This window comes from Microbacterium sp. ARD31, from assembly GCF_031844425.1.
On sequence record NZ_JAUZVE010000046.1, the window covers coordinates 21,122 to 40,548 of the forward strand.

Consider the following 19,427-nt stretch of genomic DNA (forward strand, 5'->3'; position numbering starts at 1 on the left):
GTATGAGTGGACTCTCGCCGGACGTCGAGGCGGCCGTCGCGGCGATCGAGGCGGGGCCGCAGGGCCCAGAGGTCGGCGCCTTCTTCGACCTCGACGGCACGCTCGTCGCCGGCTACACGGCCGCGACCTTCTACGGCGACCGGCTCCGTGGCCGCGAGGTCTCGCCCGCGGAGTTCCTGCGCACCGTGGTGACCGCCGTCGACGGCGAGCTCGGCGGCGACCCCACCGCCATCGCGCACGTGGCGTTCGCCGCGATGCGCGGGGTGTCCGAGGAGTCCTTCGCCGACCTGGGCGAGCGGCTGTTCCGCTCGAAGATCGCCGGCACCATCCGCCGCGAGTCCCGCGCGCTCGTCGCGGCCCACCAGCGCGCCGGCCACACCGTCGCGATCGCCTCCGCGGCGACCCGCTACCAGATCGGGCCGGTCGCCCGCGACCTCGGCGTCGAGCACCTCGTCTGCACCCGGCTGGTCGTCGACGACGGGCAGTTCACCGGCGCCACCGACGGGCCGATGCTGTGGGGCCGGCACAAGGCCACCGGCGTACGGCGCTTCGCCCGGGAGCACGGCGTCGACCTCGCCCAGTCCTACGCCTACGGCAACGGCTACGAGGACGTCGCCTTCCTGTCCTCCGTCGGCCACCCGACGGCGCTCAACCCGCACCGCGACCTCCGGTCCGCAGCCGACCGGCTGGGCTGGCCGGTGCTCGACCTGTCCGACCCGGTCGGCGGATCGCTGCTCGCCGCCGGCCGCACGCTCGCCGCGCTCGCCGGGATGAACGCGGGCGTGGCGGCGGGCATCGGCTACGGCCTGACCCGCGGCGACCTGCGCGAGGGACGCAACCTCGCGATCAAGCTGGCCACGCACGTCCCGATGGCCGTGGCGGGCGTGTCGATGCGGGTGCTGCACCAGGAGCGCCTCTGGACCCACCGGCCGGCGATCTTCGTGGCCAACCACCAGAGCTCACTCGACATCCCCGTGCTCGGCCGGCTGCTCGAGCGCGACTTCACCATCGTGGCCAAGAAGGAGGCGCGCTGGGACCCCAGGGCGGTCGTCGGGTCGGTCGTGATCGACCCCGCCTACATCGACCGCTCCGACTCCGCCTCGGCCCGCGCCACCCTCGACGGCGTCGTCGAGCGGATCCGCGGCGGCACCTCGCTGATGATCTTCCCCGAGGGCACCCGGTCGGCGACGCCGGTGCTGGGCCCGTTCCGCAAGGGGGCGTTCCACCTGGCCGCGCAGGCCGGCGTACCGGTCGTGCCGGTGGTGCTCCGCAACACCGGCGAGCTGATGCGCCGCGGCTCGCTGGTGCTCAACCCCGGCGTCGTCGACGTGTGCGTCCTCGAGCCGGAGACCGACTGGGAGGTCGACCAGATGGGCGAGCGCATCGCGGCCCTGCACGCGAAGTTCGAGGCGACGCTGGCGCGGTGGCCGTCATGACCTCCAGCGAGGACCTCCGGCGCTGGGGCGACGCCGCCACCTGGTCCACCGGGTCCGAGCTCACCCCGATGCAGACGCTGCTGTGGCGCGCCGAGCGGCACCCCGTGCAGTCGTCCACCTCGACGGTGGTCGTCGACCTCGACCGCGCGCCCGACTGGGAGCGCTTCGTCGCCGCGACCGAGTGGGGCACCCGGCTCGTACGCCGCCTGCGCCAGCGGGTCGTCGACCCGGTCGTCCCCACCGCACCGCCCACGTGGGCCGACGACCCGACCTTCGACCTGGGCTACCACCTGCGCCGCGAACGGGTCGCCGACCGTGACGAGGTGCTGGCGCACGCCGCCCAGATCGCGCTGCGTCCCTTCGACCGGTCGCGGCCGCTGTGGGAGGCCGTGCTGTTCGAGGGCGTGGGGGAGGGGGCGGCGTACGTCCTCAAGATCCACCACGCGCTCGCCGACCCGCTCGGCACGGTGCAGCTGCTCTCGATGCTCCAGTCCGGCAAGCGCTCCCACACCCCGCGCAAGCCGATCGCGGACGACGCCGCCGCGGTCGCCGCCGATCCCGTGCAGCTGGCGGTCGCCGGGCTGCAGGCCGACCTCGCGGCTCTGCCGGAGGCTGCCGCCACGACGCTGCGCAACCTCGGCCACGCGGCCGCGCGGCCGCAGTCCGCCGCCTTCTCGGCGCTGCGCTACGCCGCGTCCGTGCGCCGCCTCGTCACCCGGACCGCGCCCGCCTCGCCGGAGCTCGGTCCGCGCACCGGCCGGTCGTGGACCTTCTCCACCTTCGACGCGCCGCTCGAGCCGATCCGCGAGGTCGCGCGGCTGGGCGGCGGCACCCTCGACGACGCCGCGGTCGCGATCGTCCTCGGCGGGCTGCAGCGCTACCACGCGCGCCGCGACAGCCCGGTCCTCGAGATCCCGGTCGGCGTCCGCGTCTCCCTCGACCGGGCCGACGACCTGGGCAACCGGTTCGCCGGCGCGATCGTCTCGGGCCCGCTCTCCATCGACGACCCAGTCGACCGGGTGGCCGCGGTGCGGGGCGAGGTCCTCTCGCTGCACACCGAGCGGGCGCTGACGGTGCTCGACGCGGCCGCGCCCGTGGTCAACCGGCTGCCGTCCTTCGTCGGTGCCTCCGCGCTGCGCAGCGCCGCGGTCCCCGACGCCTTCGTGCTCACGCTGCCCGGTCCGCCCCGACGACGCTTCATGGCCGGCGCGGCGGTCCGGGGGATGTACGTCCTCGGGCCGCTGCCCGGCGCCGCGCTCACCGCCTGCCTGGTCACCGTCGCCGACACCGCCTGCCTCGGCGTCAACGTCGACGCCAGCGCGGTCGCCGACCTCGCCGCGCTCGAGGAGTGCCTGGCCGAGGAGGTCGCGGCGTTCACGACCACGACCTAGGTGGTCGAGCGCAGCCCCTTGTGGTTGAGGTGCGAGCGCAGCGGTTTGGTGGTTGAGGTGCGAGCGCAGCCCCTTGGTGGTTGAGGTGCGAGCGCAGCGGTTTGGTGGTTGAGGTGCGAGCGCAGCGAGCCTCGAAACCACATCGCTCCATCCGCCGCAGGTTTCGAGGCTCGTCGCTGGCGCTCCTCGCACCTCAACCAGCGGGGGGCTGGCGCTCCTCGCACCTCAACCAGCGGGGGGCTGGCGGCTCCTCGCACCTCAACCAGCGGCGCACCTCACCCAGTGAGCGTCGGGCCGATGTAGCAGAGCATGCGGTAGTCCTCGCCCTCCTCGATGTTCACGAAGCCGTGCCGCTCGTAGAAGCGCCGGGTGTCGGTGTCCACCTCGTCGACGTTGATGTGCATCTCCGGCGCCCCGGCGTCGCGGACCACCTGCCGCGCCAGGTCGAGGACCCGGGTGCCGATCCCGCGGTCGCGCAGCGCCGGGACGACGTACAGCTCTTCGAGCTGCGCGACCGGCCCGTCGAACCAGATCGCCGGGCGCAGGGTCAGCAGGGCGAACCCGACGGGGACGTCGTCCTCCGCGACGACGGCCACGACCTCGGGCATCGGCAGCAGCCGCGCGAAGCGTGCCTCCAGCACGTCGGCGTCGTCGGTCTCGGTCTCGAACTCGGTGTTGAAGTCCCACAGCATCCGGGCGAGCACCGCGGCGTCGTCGACGGTGGCGCGGCGTACGTCAGTCATGCCCGCTCCGCGCGGTGGGAGGCGAAGAAGGCGTCGAGGAGGGCCGTCGACTCGGCGGCCAGCACGCCGGCGACCACCTCGGGACGGTGGTTGAGCCGCCGGTCGCGGACCACGTCCCAGAGCGAGCCGACCGCGCCGAGCTTGTCGTCGTACGCCCCGAAGACCAGGCGGTCCACCCGGGCGAGCACGAGGGCGCCGGCGCACATCGTGCACGGCTCGAGGGTCACGACCAGCGTGCACCCGGACAGCCGCCACTCGCCCCGCGCGGCGGCCGCGGCGCGCAGCGCGACGACCTCGGCGTGGCCGGTCGGGTCGGCGTGGGACTCGCGGGTGTTGCGGCCGGTGCCGATGACGGTGCCGGCCTCGTCGACGACGACCGCGCCCACGGGTACGTCGTCACCGGCGAGCGCGGCCCGCGCCTCGGCGAGGGCCAGGCGCATGGGTGCTTCCCAGATCATGCCGAGGTGAGTCCCACGGCGTCGTCGAAGAGCTTGCCGAACCCGAGCTGGCGGGCGATCTCGGAGAGCATCTCGTCGGGGTAGAGCTCGACGTCGTCGAGCAGGGCGCCCATGTCGATCGCGTGCAGGCCGAGGTCGGCGAGCAGGTCGAGGTCGCCGGCGGGCACCTCCACGTCGTCGTCCTCCGGTGGCGGCAGGCCGAGGAAGTCGATGGCCGACTGGGCCAGCTCCCACTCGTCCGCGGCAGTCACGTCGCTGAGCAGGACGCGCGTCTCGGTGCCGTCGACGCGGACGAGCACGAAGAAGTCCTCGTCGACCGCGACCATGCCGACGGCCCCGGCGTCGCCCGAGAGCCGGCGGAGGGCGTGGCTGAGGGAGTCGATGGACTCGAACGCGGGCGAGGCGATGTCCTGCAGCTGCCACTCGCCGTCCTCGCGGAAGGCGGCCATCGCGAAGTCGACCTCGCCGTTCGGCTCGGACATGGAGCGACCTCCCCACGGTCTGCGGACAACCTGCGCCTGTCACCAATGTCCCAGAACCGCGGGGGTTCGCCAACCCTGTTGGGACTCGTAGGGCGGCAACGCGCACCACTAGGGTGACCCCCATGCGCCTGCACGTGGTGAACCACCCCCTCGTCTCCCACAAGCTCACCGTCCTCCGCGACGAGCACACCGACTCCCCGACCTTCCGTCGGCTGACCGACGAGCTGGTCACCCTGCTGGCCTACGAGGCGACCCGCGAGGTCCGCGTCGACCCGAAGCCGATCACCACCCCGGTCGGCCCGACCACGGGCGTCTACCTCGCCCAGCCCAAGCCGATGGTGGTGCCGATCCTCCGTGCCGGCCTCGGAATGCTCGACGGGATGATGCGCCTGCTGCCGACGGCCGAGGTCGGCTTCCTCGGCATGGTGCGCAACGAGGAGACCCTCGAGGCGTCGACGTACGCCGAGCGCCTCCCCGAGGACCTCTCCGGGCGCCAGTGCTACGTCCTCGACCCGATGCTCGCCACCGGCGGCACGCTGGCCGCGGCCATCAAGTTCCTCACCGACCGCGGCGCCGACGACATCACCGCGATCTGCCTCCTGGCCGCGCCGGAGGGCGTGGACAACCTCGAGAAGGGCCTCGACGGGCTCGACGTCCCGGTCACCGTCGTGACCGCCGCGCTCGACCAGAAGCTCAACGACAAGGGCTACATCGTCCCCGGCCTCGGCGACGCCGGCGACCGGCTCTACGGCGTCGCCCACTAGTCCCCGCGAGGCCCCCGACCGGCCGGTCCTCAGCCGAGGGTGGAGCGCCGGGCGACGAGCTCGGGGGTGAAGACCAGCTGCTGGTGGAGGTGGGCGGGGTTCTCCGCCTCGTCGAGCACGAGCTCGGCGGCCCGGCGGCCGAGCTCCTGGCGCGGCTGGCGCACGGAGGTGAGGGGTACGGCGGCGGCGCCGGCGTAGTCGATGTCGTCGTAGCCGACGATGGCCAGGTCTCCGGGGACCGCGAGCCCGGCGGTGCTCAGCTGCTGGAGCAGCCCCAGCGCGAGCAGGTCGTTGGCGCAGAAGGCCGCCGTCGGCCGGCGCCGCGCCGCCAGCCCCATGACGCGCTCACCGGCGGAGCGACCCTCCACCACCGTCAGCGCCGCCGTGGGCACCACGGTCAGCTGGTCGGCGGGCAGGCCGGCGTCGGCCCAGGCGCGGCGCGCGCCCTCGAGGCGGTCGCGCACCTGCCCGATGCTGTCGGGACCGCCGATGAACGCGACCCGGGTGTGGCCCCGCTCGACGAGGTGCTCGACGGCCAGCCGGCCGCCGAGGACGTCGTCGACGGCCACCGAGCAGAACTTGTCGTCCTCGCGGGTGCGGTCCACGATCACCAGCGGCGTGCCGTTGCGGCGTACCTCTGCGAGCCCGGGGGCGGCCGGGTCGACCGGTGTGACCAGGATGCCCTGCACGCGCTGCTCGACGAGGTGGGCGAGGTAGTCGGCCTCGCGTGAGGCGCGGTTGTCGGAGTGGCAGAGGAACAGCGAGAGCCCGGACTCCTCCGCGGCCCGCTCGGCGCCCTCGGCGACGTCGGTGAAGAACGGGTTGCGCACGTCGAGCACCACGTAGGCCAGCGTGCGGCTGCGACCGGCGCGCAGCTGGCGGGCCGACTCGTTGCGCACGAACCCCAGGTCGCGCATCGCCTGCTCCACCCGCGCTCGGGTCTCCGGTGAGACGCGGTCGGGGCGGTTCAGCACGTTGCTCACCGTGCCGAGGGAGACCCCCGCGCGAGCGGCCACGTCCTTGACCGAGGCGGCTCGCGGCACGGCACAGCTCCCTCGATCGGCGATTGAAACGATGTGGCGGGCAGCCTACGGCATGCCTTCGTGGTCCCCTGCAAAACCGAACGACATGCCGGGACAGGGGGTTGACACGTGTGACGACCCTCACCTACCTTGCGTTGAAACCTTTCAATCCGAGGAGCCACATGACCACCGCCGCACCGGTGCTCGAGCTGCGCGACGTCTCCAAGTCGTTCGGCCCCGTCGTCGCCCTGCGCTCCGGCAGCCTGCGCGTCGAGGCCGGCTCGATCCACGCGCTCGTCGGGGAGAACGGTGCCGGCAAGTCCACCCTCGTGAAGGTGGTGGCCGGCGTGCACCGGCGCGACGCGGGCACCTTCGACCTCGGCGGCGAGCCCGTCGACTTCGGCAGCACGGCGGAGTCCAAGCAGGCCGGGGTCGCGGTGATCTACCAGGAGCCGACGCTCTTCCCCGACCTGTCGGTGACCGAGAACATCTTCATGGGGCGCCAGCCGCTGGCCCGCGGGCGTCGCATCGACCGCCACGCGATGTACGCCGAGGCCGAGCGGCTCTTCGACCGTCTCGGCGTGCGGATCGACCCGCGCCGTCCCGCCGAGGGCCTGTCCATCGCCGACCAGCAGATCATCGAGATCGCCAAGGCCATCTCCCTCGACGCCCGCCTGCTGGTCATGGACGAGCCCACCGCTGCGCTCAGCGGCGTCGAGGTCGAGCGCCTCTTCGCCGTCGCCCGCAGCCTGCGCGACGAGGGCCGCGCACTGGTCTTCATCTCCCACCGCTTCGACGAGGTCTTCGCGCTCGCCGACACCGTCACGGTGATGCGCGACGGGGAGTACGTCGACACCCTCCGCATCGACGACACCGACGTCGACCAGCTGGTGGCCCTCATGGTCGGCCGCGAGGTCGGCGAGCTGTTCCCCAAGACACCGGCCACCATCGGCGAGACCGTCCTCGAGGTCCGTGGCCTCAGCCGTGCCGGCGTCTTCCACGACGTCGACCTGGAGGTCCGCGCCGGCGAGATCGTCGGCCTGGCCGGGCTCGTCGGCGCCGGCCGGAGCGAGGTCGCCCGCGCGGTCTTCGGCGTCGACGCCTACGACGCCGGCTCGGTCAGCGTGTCCGGCAAGCCGGTGCGCGCGAAGGACCCGCGCGCCGCGATCCGCGCCGGGATGGCGTTCATCCCCGAGGACCGCCGCAAGCAGGGCCTGGTCATCGACTCCTCGGTCGCGCGCAACGTCGCCGGCGCCATCCGGCGCGGCATCGCCCGGGCCGGGCTGATCACCACCTCGATGGAGAACCGGGCCACCGCCCCCTGGGCGTCACGCCTCGAGGTGAAGACCAGCGCCCTCGACATGCACGCCACCACGATGAGCGGTGGCAACCAGCAGAAGGTCGTCATCGCCAAGTGGCTGGCCACCGGGCCCAAGCTGCTGATCATCGACGAGCCCACCCGCGGGATCGACATCGGCACCAAGGCCGAGGTGCACCGGCTGCTCTCCGAGCTCGCCGGCCAGGGCCTCGGCATCCTGATGATCTCCTCGGAGCTGCCCGAGGTCCTCGGCATGGCCGACCGCGTCGTCGTGCTGTGCGAGGGCCGGGTCACCGCCGAGCTCGGGCGCGCCGACGCCACCCCCGAGGCGGTCATGCACGCCGCCACCCACCACCCGGAGCCCGCAGCATGAGCACCCCACAGCTGGACACCCCCGACGCCGAGGTCTCGACCAGCGAGGCACTCCTCGTCGAGCCGAGCCGCCTCTCGCCCACGCGGCGCGCCGTGACCACGGTGCTCCGCTCGCGCGAGCTCTCCATCTTCCTGGTGCTCGTCGCGGTCGTGGCCCTCGCCACCACGAAGAACGAGAGCTTCCTCTTCAGTGCCGACGGGTGGCGCAACTTCCTGCTCAACCCCTCGCTCCTCCTGCTGCTCGCCGTCGGCCAGGCGGCGGTCATCATCACCCGCAACGTCGACCTGTCCGTCGGGTCGGTGATGGCCCTGACCGCCTACCTCACCGGCCGCCTCTTCATCGAGCAGCCGGGCATCCCGATCGTCGCAGTGCTCGCGGCCTGCCTGGCCCTCGGGGCCGTCCTCGGCCTGGTCAACGGCGTGCTGGTCGCCTACGGCAACGTCCCGGCGCTCGTGATCACCCTCGGCACGCTCTACATCTACCGCGGCATCATGCTCACCTGGGCGGGCAGCGACCGGATCAACGCCGGCGACCTGCCGCGGGAGTTCCTCCGCCTCGGCACCCGCACCGTCGTCGGCGTACCCGTGCTGACCATCATCGCGCTCGTGGTGCTCGTCGCCGTGGGCTACTACCTCCACACCGCGCGCGGCGGCCGCGAGCTCTACGCGATCGGTTCCGACCCCGACGCGGCCGTGCTGTACGGACTGCCCGTACGCCGCCGGCTGCTCGCCGCGTTCGTGCTCAGCGGCGCGCTGGCAGGGCTCGCCGGCGCCCTCTACACCGCCCGCTACGGCACCGTCAGCTCCAGCGTCGGCAGCGGCATCGAGCTCCAGGCCGTCGCCGCCGCGGTCATCGGCGGCATCGCGATCTTCGGCGGGAGCGGCACCGTCTGGGGGGCCGCGATCGGCGCCTTCCTCCTCGTCACCATCAACCGGGCGCTGCCCAGCCTCGGCATCGAGGACTTCTGGCAGCGCGCCGTCGTCGGTGCGCTGATCCTCGGGGCGATCGTCCTCGACCGGGTCCTCGCCGCCCGACAGGCCCGCAAGCTCGCCGAATCGAGGGACCACACATGAGCCCCACGTCCTCCCCCGAGGCCCCCGCCCGGTCGTACGCGCCGTTCTCCGCGCCGCTGTGGCAGCGGGTGCTGCTCACCCGCGAGACCGCGGTCATCGCGCTGACGGTGGCGGTGATCCTCTACTCGCTCGCCAACGTGCCGAACTTCGACGGCCCGCTGACCCTGAAGTTCCTGCTGCAGGACATCGCGCCGATCCTGCTCATCGCCCTGCCGATGACGCTGGTGATCATCACGGGCGAGATCGACCTCTCGGTCGCCAGCATCATGGGACTGAGCAGCGTGCTGCTGGGCGTGCTCCACGAGAACGGCATGTCGGTCCCGGCCGCCGCGCTGCTCGCCCTCCTCGCCGGGCTCGCGTGCGGCGCCCTCAACGGGTTCCTCATCGCCTACGTCGGACTGCCGTCCCTCGCCGTCACCATCGGCACGCTCGCGCTCTTCCGTGGCATCGCGGTCGGGCTGCTCGGCACCAAGGCCGTCACCGACTTCACCGAGAAGTGGGCCGATCTCGCCACCGACACGATCGGCGAGACCCGCATCCCGCTCGTGATGATCCCCTTCGCCGTCCTCGCCGTGGGCTTCGTCGTCCTGCTGCACTTCTCGACGTTCGGCCGCGGCGTCTACGACATCGGCCTCAACGACGAGGCCGCGCACTTCACCGGCGTCGACGTGGCGCGCACGAAGCTGGTCCTGTTCGTCCTGTCGGGCGTCGTCTCGGCGTTCGCCGGCATCTACTTCACCCTCCGGTTCGGCAGCGCCCGCGGCGACAACGCCACCGGCTACGAGCTGCAGGTCATCGCCGCCGTGCTGCTGGGCGGGGTCTCGATCTTCGGCGGCCGCGGCCGGCTGCACGGCGTGCTCGCCGGCGTCGTGCTGATCGGCGTCATCTCCAGCGCGCTGCGCCTGGAGAGCGTGACGGTCAACGTCACCAACATCATCGTCGGCCTGCTGCTCGTGGCCTCGGTGATCCTCCCCAACGTCCTTGGCTGGACCTCCTCGAGGCTCCCGCGCAAGACGGCGACCCCTCCGGGGTCGCGCCCCGTCCAGAACGCCGCACCCGCCGGCGTCTCGGAACACGAAAGGTAGACCAGCATGAAGTTCCACACCCGGCGGCCGATCGCTCTGGCTGCGATCATCCTCACCGCCTCCGCGGCCCTCACCGCCTGCGGCGGCGACGACGGCGGCGACTCCGGCAGCGGCAGTGAGGGGGGCGGCGGCGAGCTGAGCATCACGATGCTGCCCAAGAACCTCGGCAACCCCTACTTCGACACCAGCACCGCCGGCGCCGAGGCAGCCGCGGAGGAGATCGGCGCCACGATCGAGGAGGTCGGTCCCGAGACCGCCAGCCCCGACGCGCAGGTGTCCTACATCAACACCGTCGCGCAGCAGGGCCAGGACGCGCTGATCCTGTCGGCCAACGACCCCGAGGCCCTCTGCGACGCGATCGAGGAGGCCCGCAGCGCCGACGTCAAGGTCGTCACCTTCGACGCGGACACGAGCCCGGAGTGCCGCGACCTGTTCGTCAACCAGGCCACTGCCGAGGGCATCGCCGCCAAGCAGCTCGAGCTCATCTCGGAGCAGATCGGCGGCTCCGGCGAGATCGCGATCCTGTCCGCCTCGGCCAACGCGACCAACCAGAACGCGTGGATCGAGATGATGGAGACCGAGCTCGCGGACAACCCCGACTACGCCGACATCGAGCTCGTCGACACCGTCTACGGCGACGACGAGGACCAGAAGTCCTTCGACCAGACCGAGGCGCTGCTGCAGAACCACCCCGACCTCAAGGGCATCATCTCGCCCACCACGGTCGGCATCGCTGCCGCGGCGCGCTACCTCTCGGACTCCGAGTACAAGGGCAAGGTCGCGCTGACCGGCCTCGGTACCCCCAACCAGATGCGGGAGTACGTCGAGAACGGCACGGTCGAGGCCTTCGCGCTGTGGAACCCGGGTGACCTCGGCGCCCTGGCGACCTACGCCGCGGCCGCGCTGGTCAACGGCGACATCTCCGGCGAGGAGGGTGACACCTTCGAGGCCGGCGAGCTCGGCGAGTTCGAGGTCGGTGCCGACGGCACCGTGCTCCTCGGCGAGCCGTTCACCTTCAACGCGGACAACATCGGCGACTTCGACTTCTGATCGACGCCCCCAGCTCCGCTGGTCGGGGAGGCGCACCACCCTCCCCGACCAGCGGGACCCCACCCCAAGACCACCGTCAGGGAGGAGACCGCGATGCACCGCGTCTGCTTCACCCTCCAGGTCCGCACGGACCGGATGGAGGAGTACGCCCGCCGCCACGCCGCGGTCTGGCCCGACATGCTCCGGGCCCTGCACGACACCGGCTGGCACCACTACTCGCTCTTCCTCCGCGACGACGGCCTGCTCGTCGGCTACCTCGAGACCGACGACCTCGCGGCCGCCCGGGAGGGCATGGCCCGCACCGAGGTCAACGCCCGCTGGCAGGCCGAGATGGCCGACTTCTTCGAGGACCTCGACCTCCCGCCCGACCAGGGCTTCCGCCAGCTCACCGAGGTCTTCCACCTCGAGGACCAGCTCGCGGCCCTCGCCACCACCGACACCCAGACTGCGCAGGACCAGTGATGACCACCAGCTTCCCCGACATCAGCGACCGGCTCGGCGACCTCGCGATCGAGGTGCCGTCGTGGGCCTATGGCAACTCCGGCACCCGCTTCAAGGTGTTCGGCTCCGCCGGCACCCCGCGGACCGTGCAGGAGAAGATCGCCGACGCGGCTGCGGTGCACCGCTTCACCGGGCTCGCGCCGACCGTCGCCCTGCACATCCCATGGGACCTCGTCGACGACTACGCCGCGCTGGCGTCGTACGCCTCCGACCTGGGCGTCACGCTCGGCACGATCAACTCCAACACCTTCCAGGACGACGACTACCGGCTCGGCAGCCTCACCCACGCCGACCCCGCCGTCCGGGCCAAGGCGGTGCAGCACAACCTCGACTGCATCGAGGTGATGCACCAGACCGGCTCGCGCGACCTGAAGATCTGGCTCGCCGACGGCACCAACTATCCCGGCCAGGGCGACATCCGCGCCCGCCAGGACTGGCTCGCCGAGGGGCTGCGCACGATCTACGACCAGCTCGGCGACGACCAGCGGCTCGTGCTGGAGTACAAGTTCTTCGAGCCGGCGTTCTACCACACCGACGTGCCGGACTGGGGCACGTCGTACGCCCACTGCGCCGCACTCGGCGACAAGGCCATGGTCTGCCTCGACACCGGTCACCACGCGCCCGGCACCAACATCGAGTTCATCGTCGCCCAGCTGCTGCGGCTCGGGAAGCTCGGCTCCTTCGACTTCAACAGCCGCTTCTACGCCGACGACGACCTGATCGTGGGCGCCGCCGACCCGTTCCAGCTGTTCCGGATCCTCGTCGAGGTCGTCCGCGGCGGCGGCTTCGGACCCGGCTCCGACGTGGCCCTGATGCTCGACCAGTGCCACAACATCGAGGCCAAGGTGCCCGGCCAGATCCGCTCTGTGCTCAACGTCCAGGAGATGACCGCTCGCGCCCTGCTGCTCGACACCGCGGCGCTGGACGAGGCCCGCGCCTCCGGCGACGTGCTCCTCGCCAACGAGGTCTTCATGGACGCCTTCTACACCGACGTACGCCGTGACCTGGCGGCGTGGCGCGAGGAGCGTGGCCTGCCGGCCGACCCGATGCGCGCCTACCTCGAGTCCGGCTACCAGCAGCAGATCGAGGCCGACCGCGTCGGCGGCTCCCAGGCCGGCTGGAACTGACGTCTCGACCACCGAAGAAAAGGAACCCGCACCGTGAGTGACCCCCACCCCACCGTCGCCGAGCTCGTCGCCCGGTCGAACGCGCTGGGCGCCGACCCCAAGAACACCAACTACGCCGGCGGCAACACCTCCGCCAAGGGGACCGGCACCGACCCGGTCACCGGCGAGGACGTCGAGCTGCTGTGGGTGAAGGGGTCCGGTGGCGACCTCGGCACCTTGACCCCGGCCGGGCTCGCGGTGCTCCGCCTGGACCGGATGCGGTCGCTCGTCGACGTCTACCCCGGCGTGGAGCGCGAGGACGAGATGGTCGCCGCGTTCGACTACTGCCTGCACGGCAAGGGCGGCGCCGCCCCGTCGATCGACACCGCGATGCACGGCCTCGTCGACGCCGCGCACGTCGACCACCTCCACCCGGACTCCGGCATCGCCATCGCGACGGCCGCCGACGGCGAGCAGCTGACCCACGAGGTGTTCGGCGACAAGGTGGTGTGGGTGCCGTGGCGCCGGCCGGGTTTCCAGCTCGGTCTCGACATCGCCGCGATCAAGGAGGCGAACCCACAGGCCATCGGCTGCATCCTCGGCGGGCACGGCATCACCGCCTGGGGTGACACCAGCGAGCAGAGCCGCAAGAACTCGCTGTGGATCATCCGCACCGCGGAGCGCTACATCAAGCAGCACTCGAAGAAGGTCCCGTTCGGCGCCCGGGTGAAGAAGTGGGAGCCGCTGTCGCCGGCCAGGCGGCGGGCCCGTGCGGCGGAGATCGCCCCGCTGCTGCGCGGCGTCGCGTCCGCCGACCGCCCGATGGTCGGCCACTTCACCGACGACAGGGTCGTTCTCGACTTCCTCGCCTCGAGGAACCACCCGCGCCTGGCCGCGCTCGGCACGTCGTGCCCCGACCACTTCCTGCGGACCAAGGTCAAGCCGATGGTGCTCGACCTCGCCCCGGACGCCCCGCTCGACAAGGTCCGCGCGCGCGTCGCCGAGCTGCACGAGGCCTACCGCGCCGACTACGCGTCCTACTACGAGCGCAACGCGAAGGCGCTGGGCGGCGAGTGGCCCGCCATGCGCGGCGCCGACCCGCTGATCATCCTGGTGCCGGGCATCGGCATGTTCAGCTACGGCAAGGACAAGCAGACCGCCCGGGTCGCCGGCGAGTTCTACGTCAACGCGATCAACGTGATGCGCGGCGCCGAGGGCCTCTCGACGTACGCCCCGATCGACGAGTCGGAGAAGTTCCGCATCGAGTACTGGGCGCTCGAGGAGGCCAAGCTCCAGCGGATGCCGAAGCCCAAGCCGCTCGCCACCCGGGTCGCGCTCGTCACCGGCGCCGCGTCGGGCATCGGCCTCGCGACCGCCAGGAAGCTCGCGGCCGAGGGCGCCTGCGTGGTCATCGCCGACCTCTCCCTGGAGAAGGCACAGGCGGCGGCCGCCGAGATCGGCTCGAGCGACGTCGCGGTCGGCGTGCAGGTCGACGTCTCGGACGCCGCGGCCGTGCAGGCCGCCGTCGACGCCACGGTCCTCGCCTTCGGCGGGGTCGACCTCGTCGTCAACAACGCCGGGCTCTCGCTGTCGCGCTCGCTCCTGGAGACCACCGAGCAGGACTGGGACCTCCAGCACGACGTGATGGCCAAGGGCTCGTTCCTGGTGTCGAGGGCCGCGGCGAGGGCCATGATCGAGCAGGGCATCGGCGGCGACATCGTCTACATCTCCTCGAAGAACTCGATCTTCGCCGGCCCCAACAACGTCGCGTACGGCGCGGCGAAGGCCGACCAGGCCCACCAGGTCCGGCTGCTGGCCGCCGAGCTCGGCGAGCACGGCATCAAGGTCAACGGCGTGAACCCGGACGGGGTCGTCCAGGGCTCCGGCATCTTCGCCGGCGGCTGGGGTGCGTCGCGTGCCGCGGTCTACGGCGTGGAGGAGAAGGACCTCGGGAAGTTCTACGCCCAGCGCACGCTGCTCAAGCGCGAGGTGCTCCCGGACAACATCGCCAACGCGGTCTTCGTGCTCTGCTCCGACCAGCTCAGCCACACCACCGGCCTGCACGTCCCCGTCGACGCCGGCGTGGCCGCGGCGTTCCTGCGGTGAGCGCCGGCCCCGTCCACGTCGCGGCCGTCGACCTCGGGGCGTCGAGCGGCCGGGTGATGCTGGGCGAGGTCGGTCCCGACCGCCTGCGGCTGACGGCCGCGGCGCGCTTCGCGAACGGACCGGTGGTCGGCGACGACGGACTGCGCTGGGACGTCTCCGCGCTCCACCGGCACGCCCTGGACGGGCTGCGGGCCGCCGTGGCCTCGGTCGACGGCGCCCTGGCCAGCGTCGGCATCGACTCGTGGGCGGTCGACTACGGCGTGCTCCGCGGCGGCAGGCTCCTCGCGGAGCCGTTCCACTACCGCGACGAGCGACGGGGCGAGGTCGGCCCTCGGGTCGTGCACGAGCGGATCTCGCAGGCGGACCTCTATGCGCGCACTGGCCTGCAGCACCTCCCGTTCAACACCGTCTACCAGCTCGCCGCCGACGAGCGGCTGGCCGAGGCCGACCGGGTGCTGCTGGTGCCCGACCTGCTCGCGTTCTGGCTCACCGGCGCGGAGGTCGCCGAGCGGACCAACGCCTCGACGACGGGCCTGCTCGACGTCCGGACCGGCGCCTGGGACGAGGAGCTCATCGCCACCCTCGGCCTGCCGCGCGGGCTGCTCGCCGACCTGGTCGACCCGGGCACGACGATCGGCACCCTGCTGCCCGAGGTCGAGGAGGCCGTCGGTGCGCCGGGGCTGCCCGTCGTGGCGGTGGGCTCGCACGACACGGCCTCCGCCGTGGTCGGCGTACCGATGATGGGGGACGGGTCGGCGTACGTATCGCTGGGCACCTGGGGCCTCGTCGGCCTCGAGCTCGACGTGCCCGTGCTGACGGAGGCGGCCCGCACCGCCAACTTCACCCACGAGGGCGGCGTCGACGGGACGGTCCGGTTCCTGACCAACGTGATGGGCACCTGGCTGCTCAGCGAGACCCTCCGCACGTGGGGCCGCGAGGACCTCGGAGCACTGCTGGCGGCGGCCGCCGACGTCACGGGCCCCGTCCCGGTCTTCGACGTGCAGGACCCACGCTTCGTGCCGCCGGGCGACATGCCCGGCCGGATCGCGGCCTGGTGCGCCGAGCACGACGTGGCGGCACCCGTCGACGACGTCGCGCTGGTGCGCAGCATCGTGGAGAGCCTCGCCGCGGCGTACGCCGATGCCCTCGCGACGGCCGCGACGCTCGCGGGGCGGACCGTGCGCCAGGTCCATGTCGTCGGCGGCGGCAGCCAGAACGCCCTGCTCTGCCAGGCCCTCGCCGACCGCTCGGGGCTGCCCGTCGTCGCCGGTCCGGTGGAGGCGACCGCCCTGGGCAACGTGCTCGTGCAGGGCCGGGCCGCAGGCGCGGTGTCCGGCGGGCTGGCCGAGCTGCGTGCCCTGGTGGCCCGCACCCAGGTCCTGCGCCGGCACGAGCCGCGCGGGCGCGCGTGGCAGGATGCGAATCGATGAAGGTCGCCCTCCAGATCACCTGCGTCAACGACGCGATGTTCCCCGACACGGGGAAGGCGGTGGTGCGGCTGCTGCGCCGGCTCGGCGTCGACGTCGACTTCCCGACGGCCCAGACCTGCTGCGGCCAACCGATGGTCAACACCGGCTACCTCGACGAGGCCGTGCCGGTCGTGCGCACGTTCGTCGACGCCTTCGCCGGCTACGACGCGATCGTCACGCCGTCCGGCTCGTGCGCCGGGTCCGCCCGCCACCAGCACGCGATCGTCGCCGAGCGCTCGGGCGACCCGGCCCTCGTCGCCGCCGTCGCGGAGACCGCACCGCGGACGTTCGAGCTCACCGAGCTGCTCGTCGACGTGCTCGGCGTGACCGACGTCGGCGCCTACTTCCCGCACCGGGTGACCTACCACCCGACCTGCCACAGCCTGCGCATGCTGGGCGTCGGTGACCGGCCCCGGCGGCTGCTGGAGGCGGTCCGCGGGATCGAGCTGGTCGACCTGCCGCACGCCGAGGAGTGCTGCGGCTTCGGCGGCACGTTCGCCGTCAAGAACGCCGACACCTCCATCGCGATGGGTGCCGACAAGGCGCGGCACGTCCGCGACACCGGCGCCGAGGTGCTGGTGGCGGGGGACAACTCCTGCCTGATGCACATCGGGGGGATGCTGTCGCGCCAGCGGGCCGGCGTACGCGTGATGCACCTGGCCGAGGTCCTGGCCGCGACCGAGGACTCCGAGGGCGAGTCCAGCGGACCCGCGGTCGGCGAGCGCGCGGAGACCCTGCCATGACCGGCACCTTCGTCGGCATGCCGGCCTTCCCGATCGCCGCGCGCAAGGCGCTCGGCGACACCCAGCTGCGTCGCAACCTCGCCCACGCCACGCACACGATCCGCGACAAGCGGGCCCGCGTGGTCGCCGAGGTGGAGGACTGGGAGGAGCTGCGGCTGGCCGGCGCCGGGGTGAAGGAGGCCGCGCTGCGCGACCTCGCCACGCACCTCGAGACCCTCGAGGCCTCGCTCACCCGTGCCGGCGCGACCGTGCACTGGGCCCGCGACGCCGAGGAGGCCTGCGCGATCGTCGCTGCGGTCGCGAAGCGCCACGGCGCCGACGAGGTGGTCAAGGTGAAGTCGATGGCCACCCAGGAGATCGGCCTCAACGAGGCGCTCGAGGCCGAGGGCATCGCGGCGTGGGAGACCGACCTGGCCGAGCTGATCGTGCAGCTCGGTGAGGACCTGCCGTCGCACATCCTCGTGCCGGCCATCCACCGCAACCGGGCCGAGGTGCGCGAGATCTTCCGCCGGCGCATGGCCGCCGTCGGCCGACCTGCACCCGACGACCTGACCGACGAGCCCGCGGTCCTCGCGGGGGCCGCCCGCGAGCACCTGCGGGAGAAGTTCCTGCGGGCGAAGGTCGGCGTCAGCGGCGCGAACTTCGCCGTCGCCGACACCGGCACGCTCGTCGTGGTCGAGTCCGAGGGCAACGGCCGGATGTGCCTGACGCTGCCGGACGTCCTCGTCAGCGTGGTCGGCATCGAGAAGGTCGTGGCCACCTGGTCCGACCTCGACCCGATGCTGCGGCTGCTGCCCCGCTCGTCGACCGGCGAGCGGATGAACCCCTACACCTCCACGTGGTCGGGGATGACGCCAGGCGACGGCCCGCAGGAGGTGCACGTGGTCCTGCTCGACAACGGACGCACCCGCGCGCTCGCCGACGAGGTCGGGCGTCAGGCGCTGCGCTGCATCCGCTGCTCGGCCTGCCTCAACGTCTGCCCGGTCTACGAGCGCGTCGGCGGCCACGCCTACGGCTCGGTCTACCCCGGTCCGATCGGCGCCATCCTCAACCCGCTGCTCCGCGGGGTCGCGGACGAGCAGACGGCGTCGCTGCCGTACGCCTCCACGCTCTGCGGCGCCTGCTTCGAGGTCTGCCCGGTCCGCATCGACATCCCGTCGGTGCTGGTCGACCAGCGCGCGGCCGTCGTCGACGCGCACCGCGGGGACCGGGTCCCACTGCGCAATCCACATCTGGCGGAGGCGGTGGCGATGAAGGCGGCGGCGTGGACCTTCTCGTCCGCGAAGCGGCTGGCCCGCGCCGAGCGCGCCTCGGGGCTGGCCGGCCGGGTCCTCGGCCGCTTCTCCCGTACGTCGCTCCCCGGAGGGCGCGCGGCCGCCGGTCGCCTGCCCGGGCCCGGGGCCGCCTGGACCGGCGCCCGCGACCTGCCCGCCCCGCCGGAGGAGTCCTTCCGCGCCTGGTGGGAGCGGACCGACGGGGGCCGGAAGTGAGTAACACCCCACGACGTTCTTCTCCTCCCCCGCTTCGCTCCTCCGTCGAACAACGCCGCGGGGACCCCGAAACCAGCGCCCGCGACGACATCCTGCGGCGTGTCCGCGCCGCGCTCGACGGCGTGTCGCCCGCCGTCGACGTACCTCCGGCCCCTCGGTCCCCCGACCGGGGCGACCTGGTGGCGCTGTTCGTCGAGCGGGTGGAGGACTACCGGGCCGTCGTGACCCGGACCGGCTCGGCCGACCTCGGCGAGACCGTCGCCCGCGTGCTGGACGGGGCGACGGTCGTGGTGCCCGAGGGCCTCGACCTCGACCTGCCCGGCGCCGTCGTCGACGACGGCCTCACCGCCGCCGAGCTCGACCGGATCGACGCTGTCGTCACCCGGGCGGCGGTGGGCATCGCGGAGACCGGCACGATCGTGCTCGACCACGGCCCGGGGCAGGGCCGCCGGATCATCAGCCTCGTGCCCGACCGGCACGTCTGCATCGTCGACGTGGCGCAGGTCGTGGCCGACGTGCCTGATGCGATCGCGCTGCTCGACCCCGCCCGCCCCACGACCTGGGTCAGCGGCCCGTCCGCCACCAGCGACATCGAGCTCGACCGGGTCGAGGGCGTCCACGGCCCCCGGACCCTCCACGTGGTCCTCGTCGACTGACCCGTGGGGGCGCGACGGGGCGAGAGCGACCCCATCCGACCCGACCGCAACTCCGAGGCGCCGCACGTGTGACGCGCGCCACCTGAGACACCGGCGCCGAGGGGGTCGCGTTCGGTACGTTGTGCGCGGCCCGCACGCCGTCGGAGGTCCATTCCCACACC

18 protein-coding genes are annotated in these 19,427 nt (G+C 72.7%); 14 read left to right on the forward strand and 4 right to left on the reverse strand.

Annotated elements, in window-relative coordinates:
* Positions 1 to 2: 2 nt before the first annotated feature.
* Together Q9S36_RS42545 and Q9S36_RS42550 are read left to right on the forward strand one after the other, a co-directional pair.
* On the forward strand, positions 3 to 1,436 hold the full coding sequence (locus Q9S36_RS42545; protein ID WP_311290810.1) for an HAD-IB family hydrolase: 1,434 nt from the start codon (positions 3 to 5) through the stop codon (positions 1,434 to 1,436).
* Positions 1,433 to 2,827, forward strand: coding sequence for a wax ester/triacylglycerol synthase domain-containing protein (locus Q9S36_RS42550; RefSeq protein WP_311290840.1), 1,395 nt, complete (start codon positions 1,433 to 1,435; stop codon positions 2,825 to 2,827). The genes Q9S36_RS42545 and Q9S36_RS42550 overlap by 4 nt, the downstream gene beginning before the upstream one ends.
* 275 nt (positions 2,828 to 3,102) lie before the next feature.
* On the opposite strand, the gene Q9S36_RS42555 is transcribed toward Q9S36_RS42550, so the two are convergent.
* The 3 genes from Q9S36_RS42555 to Q9S36_RS42565 are packed head-to-tail and all read right to left on the reverse strand — an operon-like array spanning position 3,103 to position 4,510.
* Positions 3,103 to 3,570: a GNAT family N-acetyltransferase gene (locus tag Q9S36_RS42555; RefSeq protein WP_311290811.1), complete on the reverse strand. Its 468-nt coding sequence runs from the start codon at positions 3,568 to 3,570 to the stop codon at positions 3,103 to 3,105.
* A complete protein-coding gene (tadA, locus tag Q9S36_RS42560) occupies positions 3,567 to 4,010 on the reverse strand; it encodes a tRNA adenosine(34) deaminase TadA (protein WP_396653955.1) in 444 nt (147 codons plus the stop codon). Before tadA ends, Q9S36_RS42555 begins: the two co-directional genes overlap by 4 nt.
* A gap of 14 nt (positions 4,011 to 4,024) precedes the next feature.
* The gene (locus Q9S36_RS42565) at positions 4,025 to 4,510 is read right to left on the reverse strand and encodes a tRNA adenosine deaminase-associated protein (RefSeq protein WP_311290813.1); all 486 of its coding nucleotides are present in this window, start codon (positions 4,508 to 4,510) and stop codon (positions 4,025 to 4,027) included.
* Positions 4,511 to 4,632: 122 nt separating this feature from the next.
* Here Q9S36_RS42565 and upp point away from each other — a divergent pair, with 122 nt between their 5' ends.
* Positions 4,633 to 5,274, forward strand: coding sequence for a uracil phosphoribosyltransferase (upp, locus tag Q9S36_RS42570; RefSeq protein WP_311290814.1), 642 nt, complete (start codon positions 4,633 to 4,635; stop codon positions 5,272 to 5,274).
* Positions 5,275 to 5,303: 29 nt separating this feature from the next.
* Here the strand turns inward: upp and Q9S36_RS42575 are convergent, their stop codons facing one another.
* Positions 5,304 to 6,317, reverse strand: a complete 1,014-nt coding sequence (locus tag Q9S36_RS42575; protein WP_311290815.1) for a LacI family DNA-binding transcriptional regulator — start codon at positions 6,315 to 6,317, stop codon at positions 5,304 to 5,306.
* A gap of 161 nt (positions 6,318 to 6,478) precedes the next feature.
* Between Q9S36_RS42575 and Q9S36_RS42580 the strand changes: the two genes are divergently transcribed.
* From Q9S36_RS42580 to Q9S36_RS42630, 11 genes are all read left to right on the forward strand, one after another.
* Positions 6,479 to 7,987: a sugar ABC transporter ATP-binding protein gene (locus Q9S36_RS42580; protein ID WP_311290816.1), complete on the forward strand. Its 1,509-nt coding sequence runs from the start codon at positions 6,479 to 6,481 to the stop codon at positions 7,985 to 7,987.
* Positions 7,984 to 9,060: an ABC transporter permease gene (locus tag Q9S36_RS42585; protein WP_311290817.1), complete on the forward strand. Its 1,077-nt coding sequence runs from the start codon at positions 7,984 to 7,986 to the stop codon at positions 9,058 to 9,060. Before Q9S36_RS42580 ends, Q9S36_RS42585 begins: the two co-directional genes overlap by 4 nt.
* Entirely contained in the window at positions 9,057 to 10,145 is a 1,089-nt protein-coding gene (locus Q9S36_RS42590) for an ABC transporter permease (protein ID WP_311290818.1), read from the forward strand. The genes Q9S36_RS42585 and Q9S36_RS42590 overlap by 4 nt, the downstream gene beginning before the upstream one ends.
* Positions 10,146 to 10,151: 6 nt before the next feature.
* Positions 10,152 to 11,195, forward strand: coding sequence for a rhamnose ABC transporter substrate-binding protein (gene rhaS / locus Q9S36_RS42595; RefSeq protein ID WP_311290819.1), 1,044 nt, complete (start codon positions 10,152 to 10,154; stop codon positions 11,193 to 11,195).
* Positions 11,196 to 11,288: 93 nt separating this feature from the next.
* Entirely contained in the window at positions 11,289 to 11,657 is a 369-nt protein-coding gene (locus Q9S36_RS42600; protein WP_311290820.1) for an L-rhamnose mutarotase, read from the forward strand.
* Positions 11,657 to 12,823, forward strand: coding sequence for an L-rhamnose isomerase (rhaI, locus tag Q9S36_RS42605; RefSeq protein ID WP_311290821.1), 1,167 nt, complete (start codon positions 11,657 to 11,659; stop codon positions 12,821 to 12,823). The genes Q9S36_RS42600 and rhaI overlap by 1 nt, the downstream gene beginning before the upstream one ends.
* A gap of 33 nt (positions 12,824 to 12,856) precedes the next feature.
* The gene (locus Q9S36_RS42610) at positions 12,857 to 14,908 is read left to right on the forward strand and encodes a bifunctional aldolase/short-chain dehydrogenase (RefSeq protein ID WP_311290822.1); all 2,052 of its coding nucleotides are present in this window, start codon (positions 12,857 to 12,859) and stop codon (positions 14,906 to 14,908) included.
* Positions 14,905 to 16,338 (forward strand): rhamnulokinase family protein, encoded by a 1,434-nt coding sequence (locus Q9S36_RS42615; protein WP_396653954.1) that lies wholly within the window; start codon positions 14,905 to 14,907, stop codon positions 16,336 to 16,338. The genes Q9S36_RS42610 and Q9S36_RS42615 overlap by 4 nt, the downstream gene beginning before the upstream one ends.
* Entirely contained in the window at positions 16,335 to 17,120 is a 786-nt protein-coding gene (locus tag Q9S36_RS42620; protein WP_311290823.1) for a (Fe-S)-binding protein, read from the forward strand. Before Q9S36_RS42615 ends, Q9S36_RS42620 begins: the two co-directional genes overlap by 4 nt.
* The gene (locus Q9S36_RS42625) at positions 17,117 to 18,610 is read left to right on the forward strand and encodes a lactate utilization protein B (RefSeq protein ID WP_311290824.1); all 1,494 of its coding nucleotides are present in this window, start codon (positions 17,117 to 17,119) and stop codon (positions 18,608 to 18,610) included. Before Q9S36_RS42620 ends, Q9S36_RS42625 begins: the two co-directional genes overlap by 4 nt.
* Positions 18,611 to 18,732: 122 nt before the next feature.
* On the forward strand, positions 18,733 to 19,266 hold the full coding sequence (locus Q9S36_RS42630) for an LUD domain-containing protein (RefSeq protein ID WP_311290825.1): 534 nt from the start codon (positions 18,733 to 18,735) through the stop codon (positions 19,264 to 19,266).
* The last annotated feature ends 161 nt before the right edge of the window (positions 19,267 to 19,427 follow it).

Bases quoted from the DNA above. Each gene is read 5' to 3' on its own strand.
- Q9S36_RS42545 (WP_311290810.1), top strand. From the start codon at position 3: ATGAGTGGACTCTCGCCGGACGTCGAGGCGGCCGTCGCGGCGATCGAG.
- rhaI (WP_311290821.1), top strand. From the start codon at position 11,657: ATGACCACCAGCTTCCCCGACATCAGCGACCGGCTCGGCGACCTCGCG.
- Q9S36_RS42590 (WP_311290818.1), top strand. From the start codon at position 9,057: ATGAGCCCCACGTCCTCCCCCGAGGCCCCCGCCCGGTCGTACGCGCCG.
- Q9S36_RS42585 (WP_311290817.1), top strand. From the start codon at position 7,984: ATGAGCACCCCACAGCTGGACACCCCCGACGCCGAGGTCTCGACCAGC.
- Q9S36_RS42625 (WP_311290824.1), top strand. From the start codon at position 17,117: ATGACCGGCACCTTCGTCGGCATGCCGGCCTTCCCGATCGCCGCGCGC.
- rhaS (WP_311290819.1), top strand. From the start codon at position 10,152: ATGAAGTTCCACACCCGGCGGCCGATCGCTCTGGCTGCGATCATCCTC.
- upp (WP_311290814.1), top strand. From the start codon at position 4,633: ATGCGCCTGCACGTGGTGAACCACCCCCTCGTCTCCCACAAGCTCACC.
- tadA (WP_396653955.1), bottom strand. From the start codon at position 4,010: ATGCGCCTGGCCCTCGCCGAGGCGCGGGCCGCGCTCGCCGGTGACGAC.
- Q9S36_RS42555 (WP_311290811.1), bottom strand. From the start codon at position 3,570: ATGACTGACGTACGCCGCGCCACCGTCGACGACGCCGCGGTGCTCGCC.
- Q9S36_RS42565 (WP_311290813.1), bottom strand. From the start codon at position 4,510: ATGTCCGAGCCGAACGGCGAGGTCGACTTCGCGATGGCCGCCTTCCGC.
- Q9S36_RS42620 (WP_311290823.1), top strand. From the start codon at position 16,335: ATGAAGGTCGCCCTCCAGATCACCTGCGTCAACGACGCGATGTTCCCC.
- Q9S36_RS42580 (WP_311290816.1), top strand. From the start codon at position 6,479: ATGACCACCGCCGCACCGGTGCTCGAGCTGCGCGACGTCTCCAAGTCG.
- Q9S36_RS42550 (WP_311290840.1), top strand. From the start codon at position 1,433: ATGACCTCCAGCGAGGACCTCCGGCGCTGGGGCGACGCCGCCACCTGG.
- Q9S36_RS42600 (WP_311290820.1), top strand. From the start codon at position 11,289: ATGCACCGCGTCTGCTTCACCCTCCAGGTCCGCACGGACCGGATGGAG.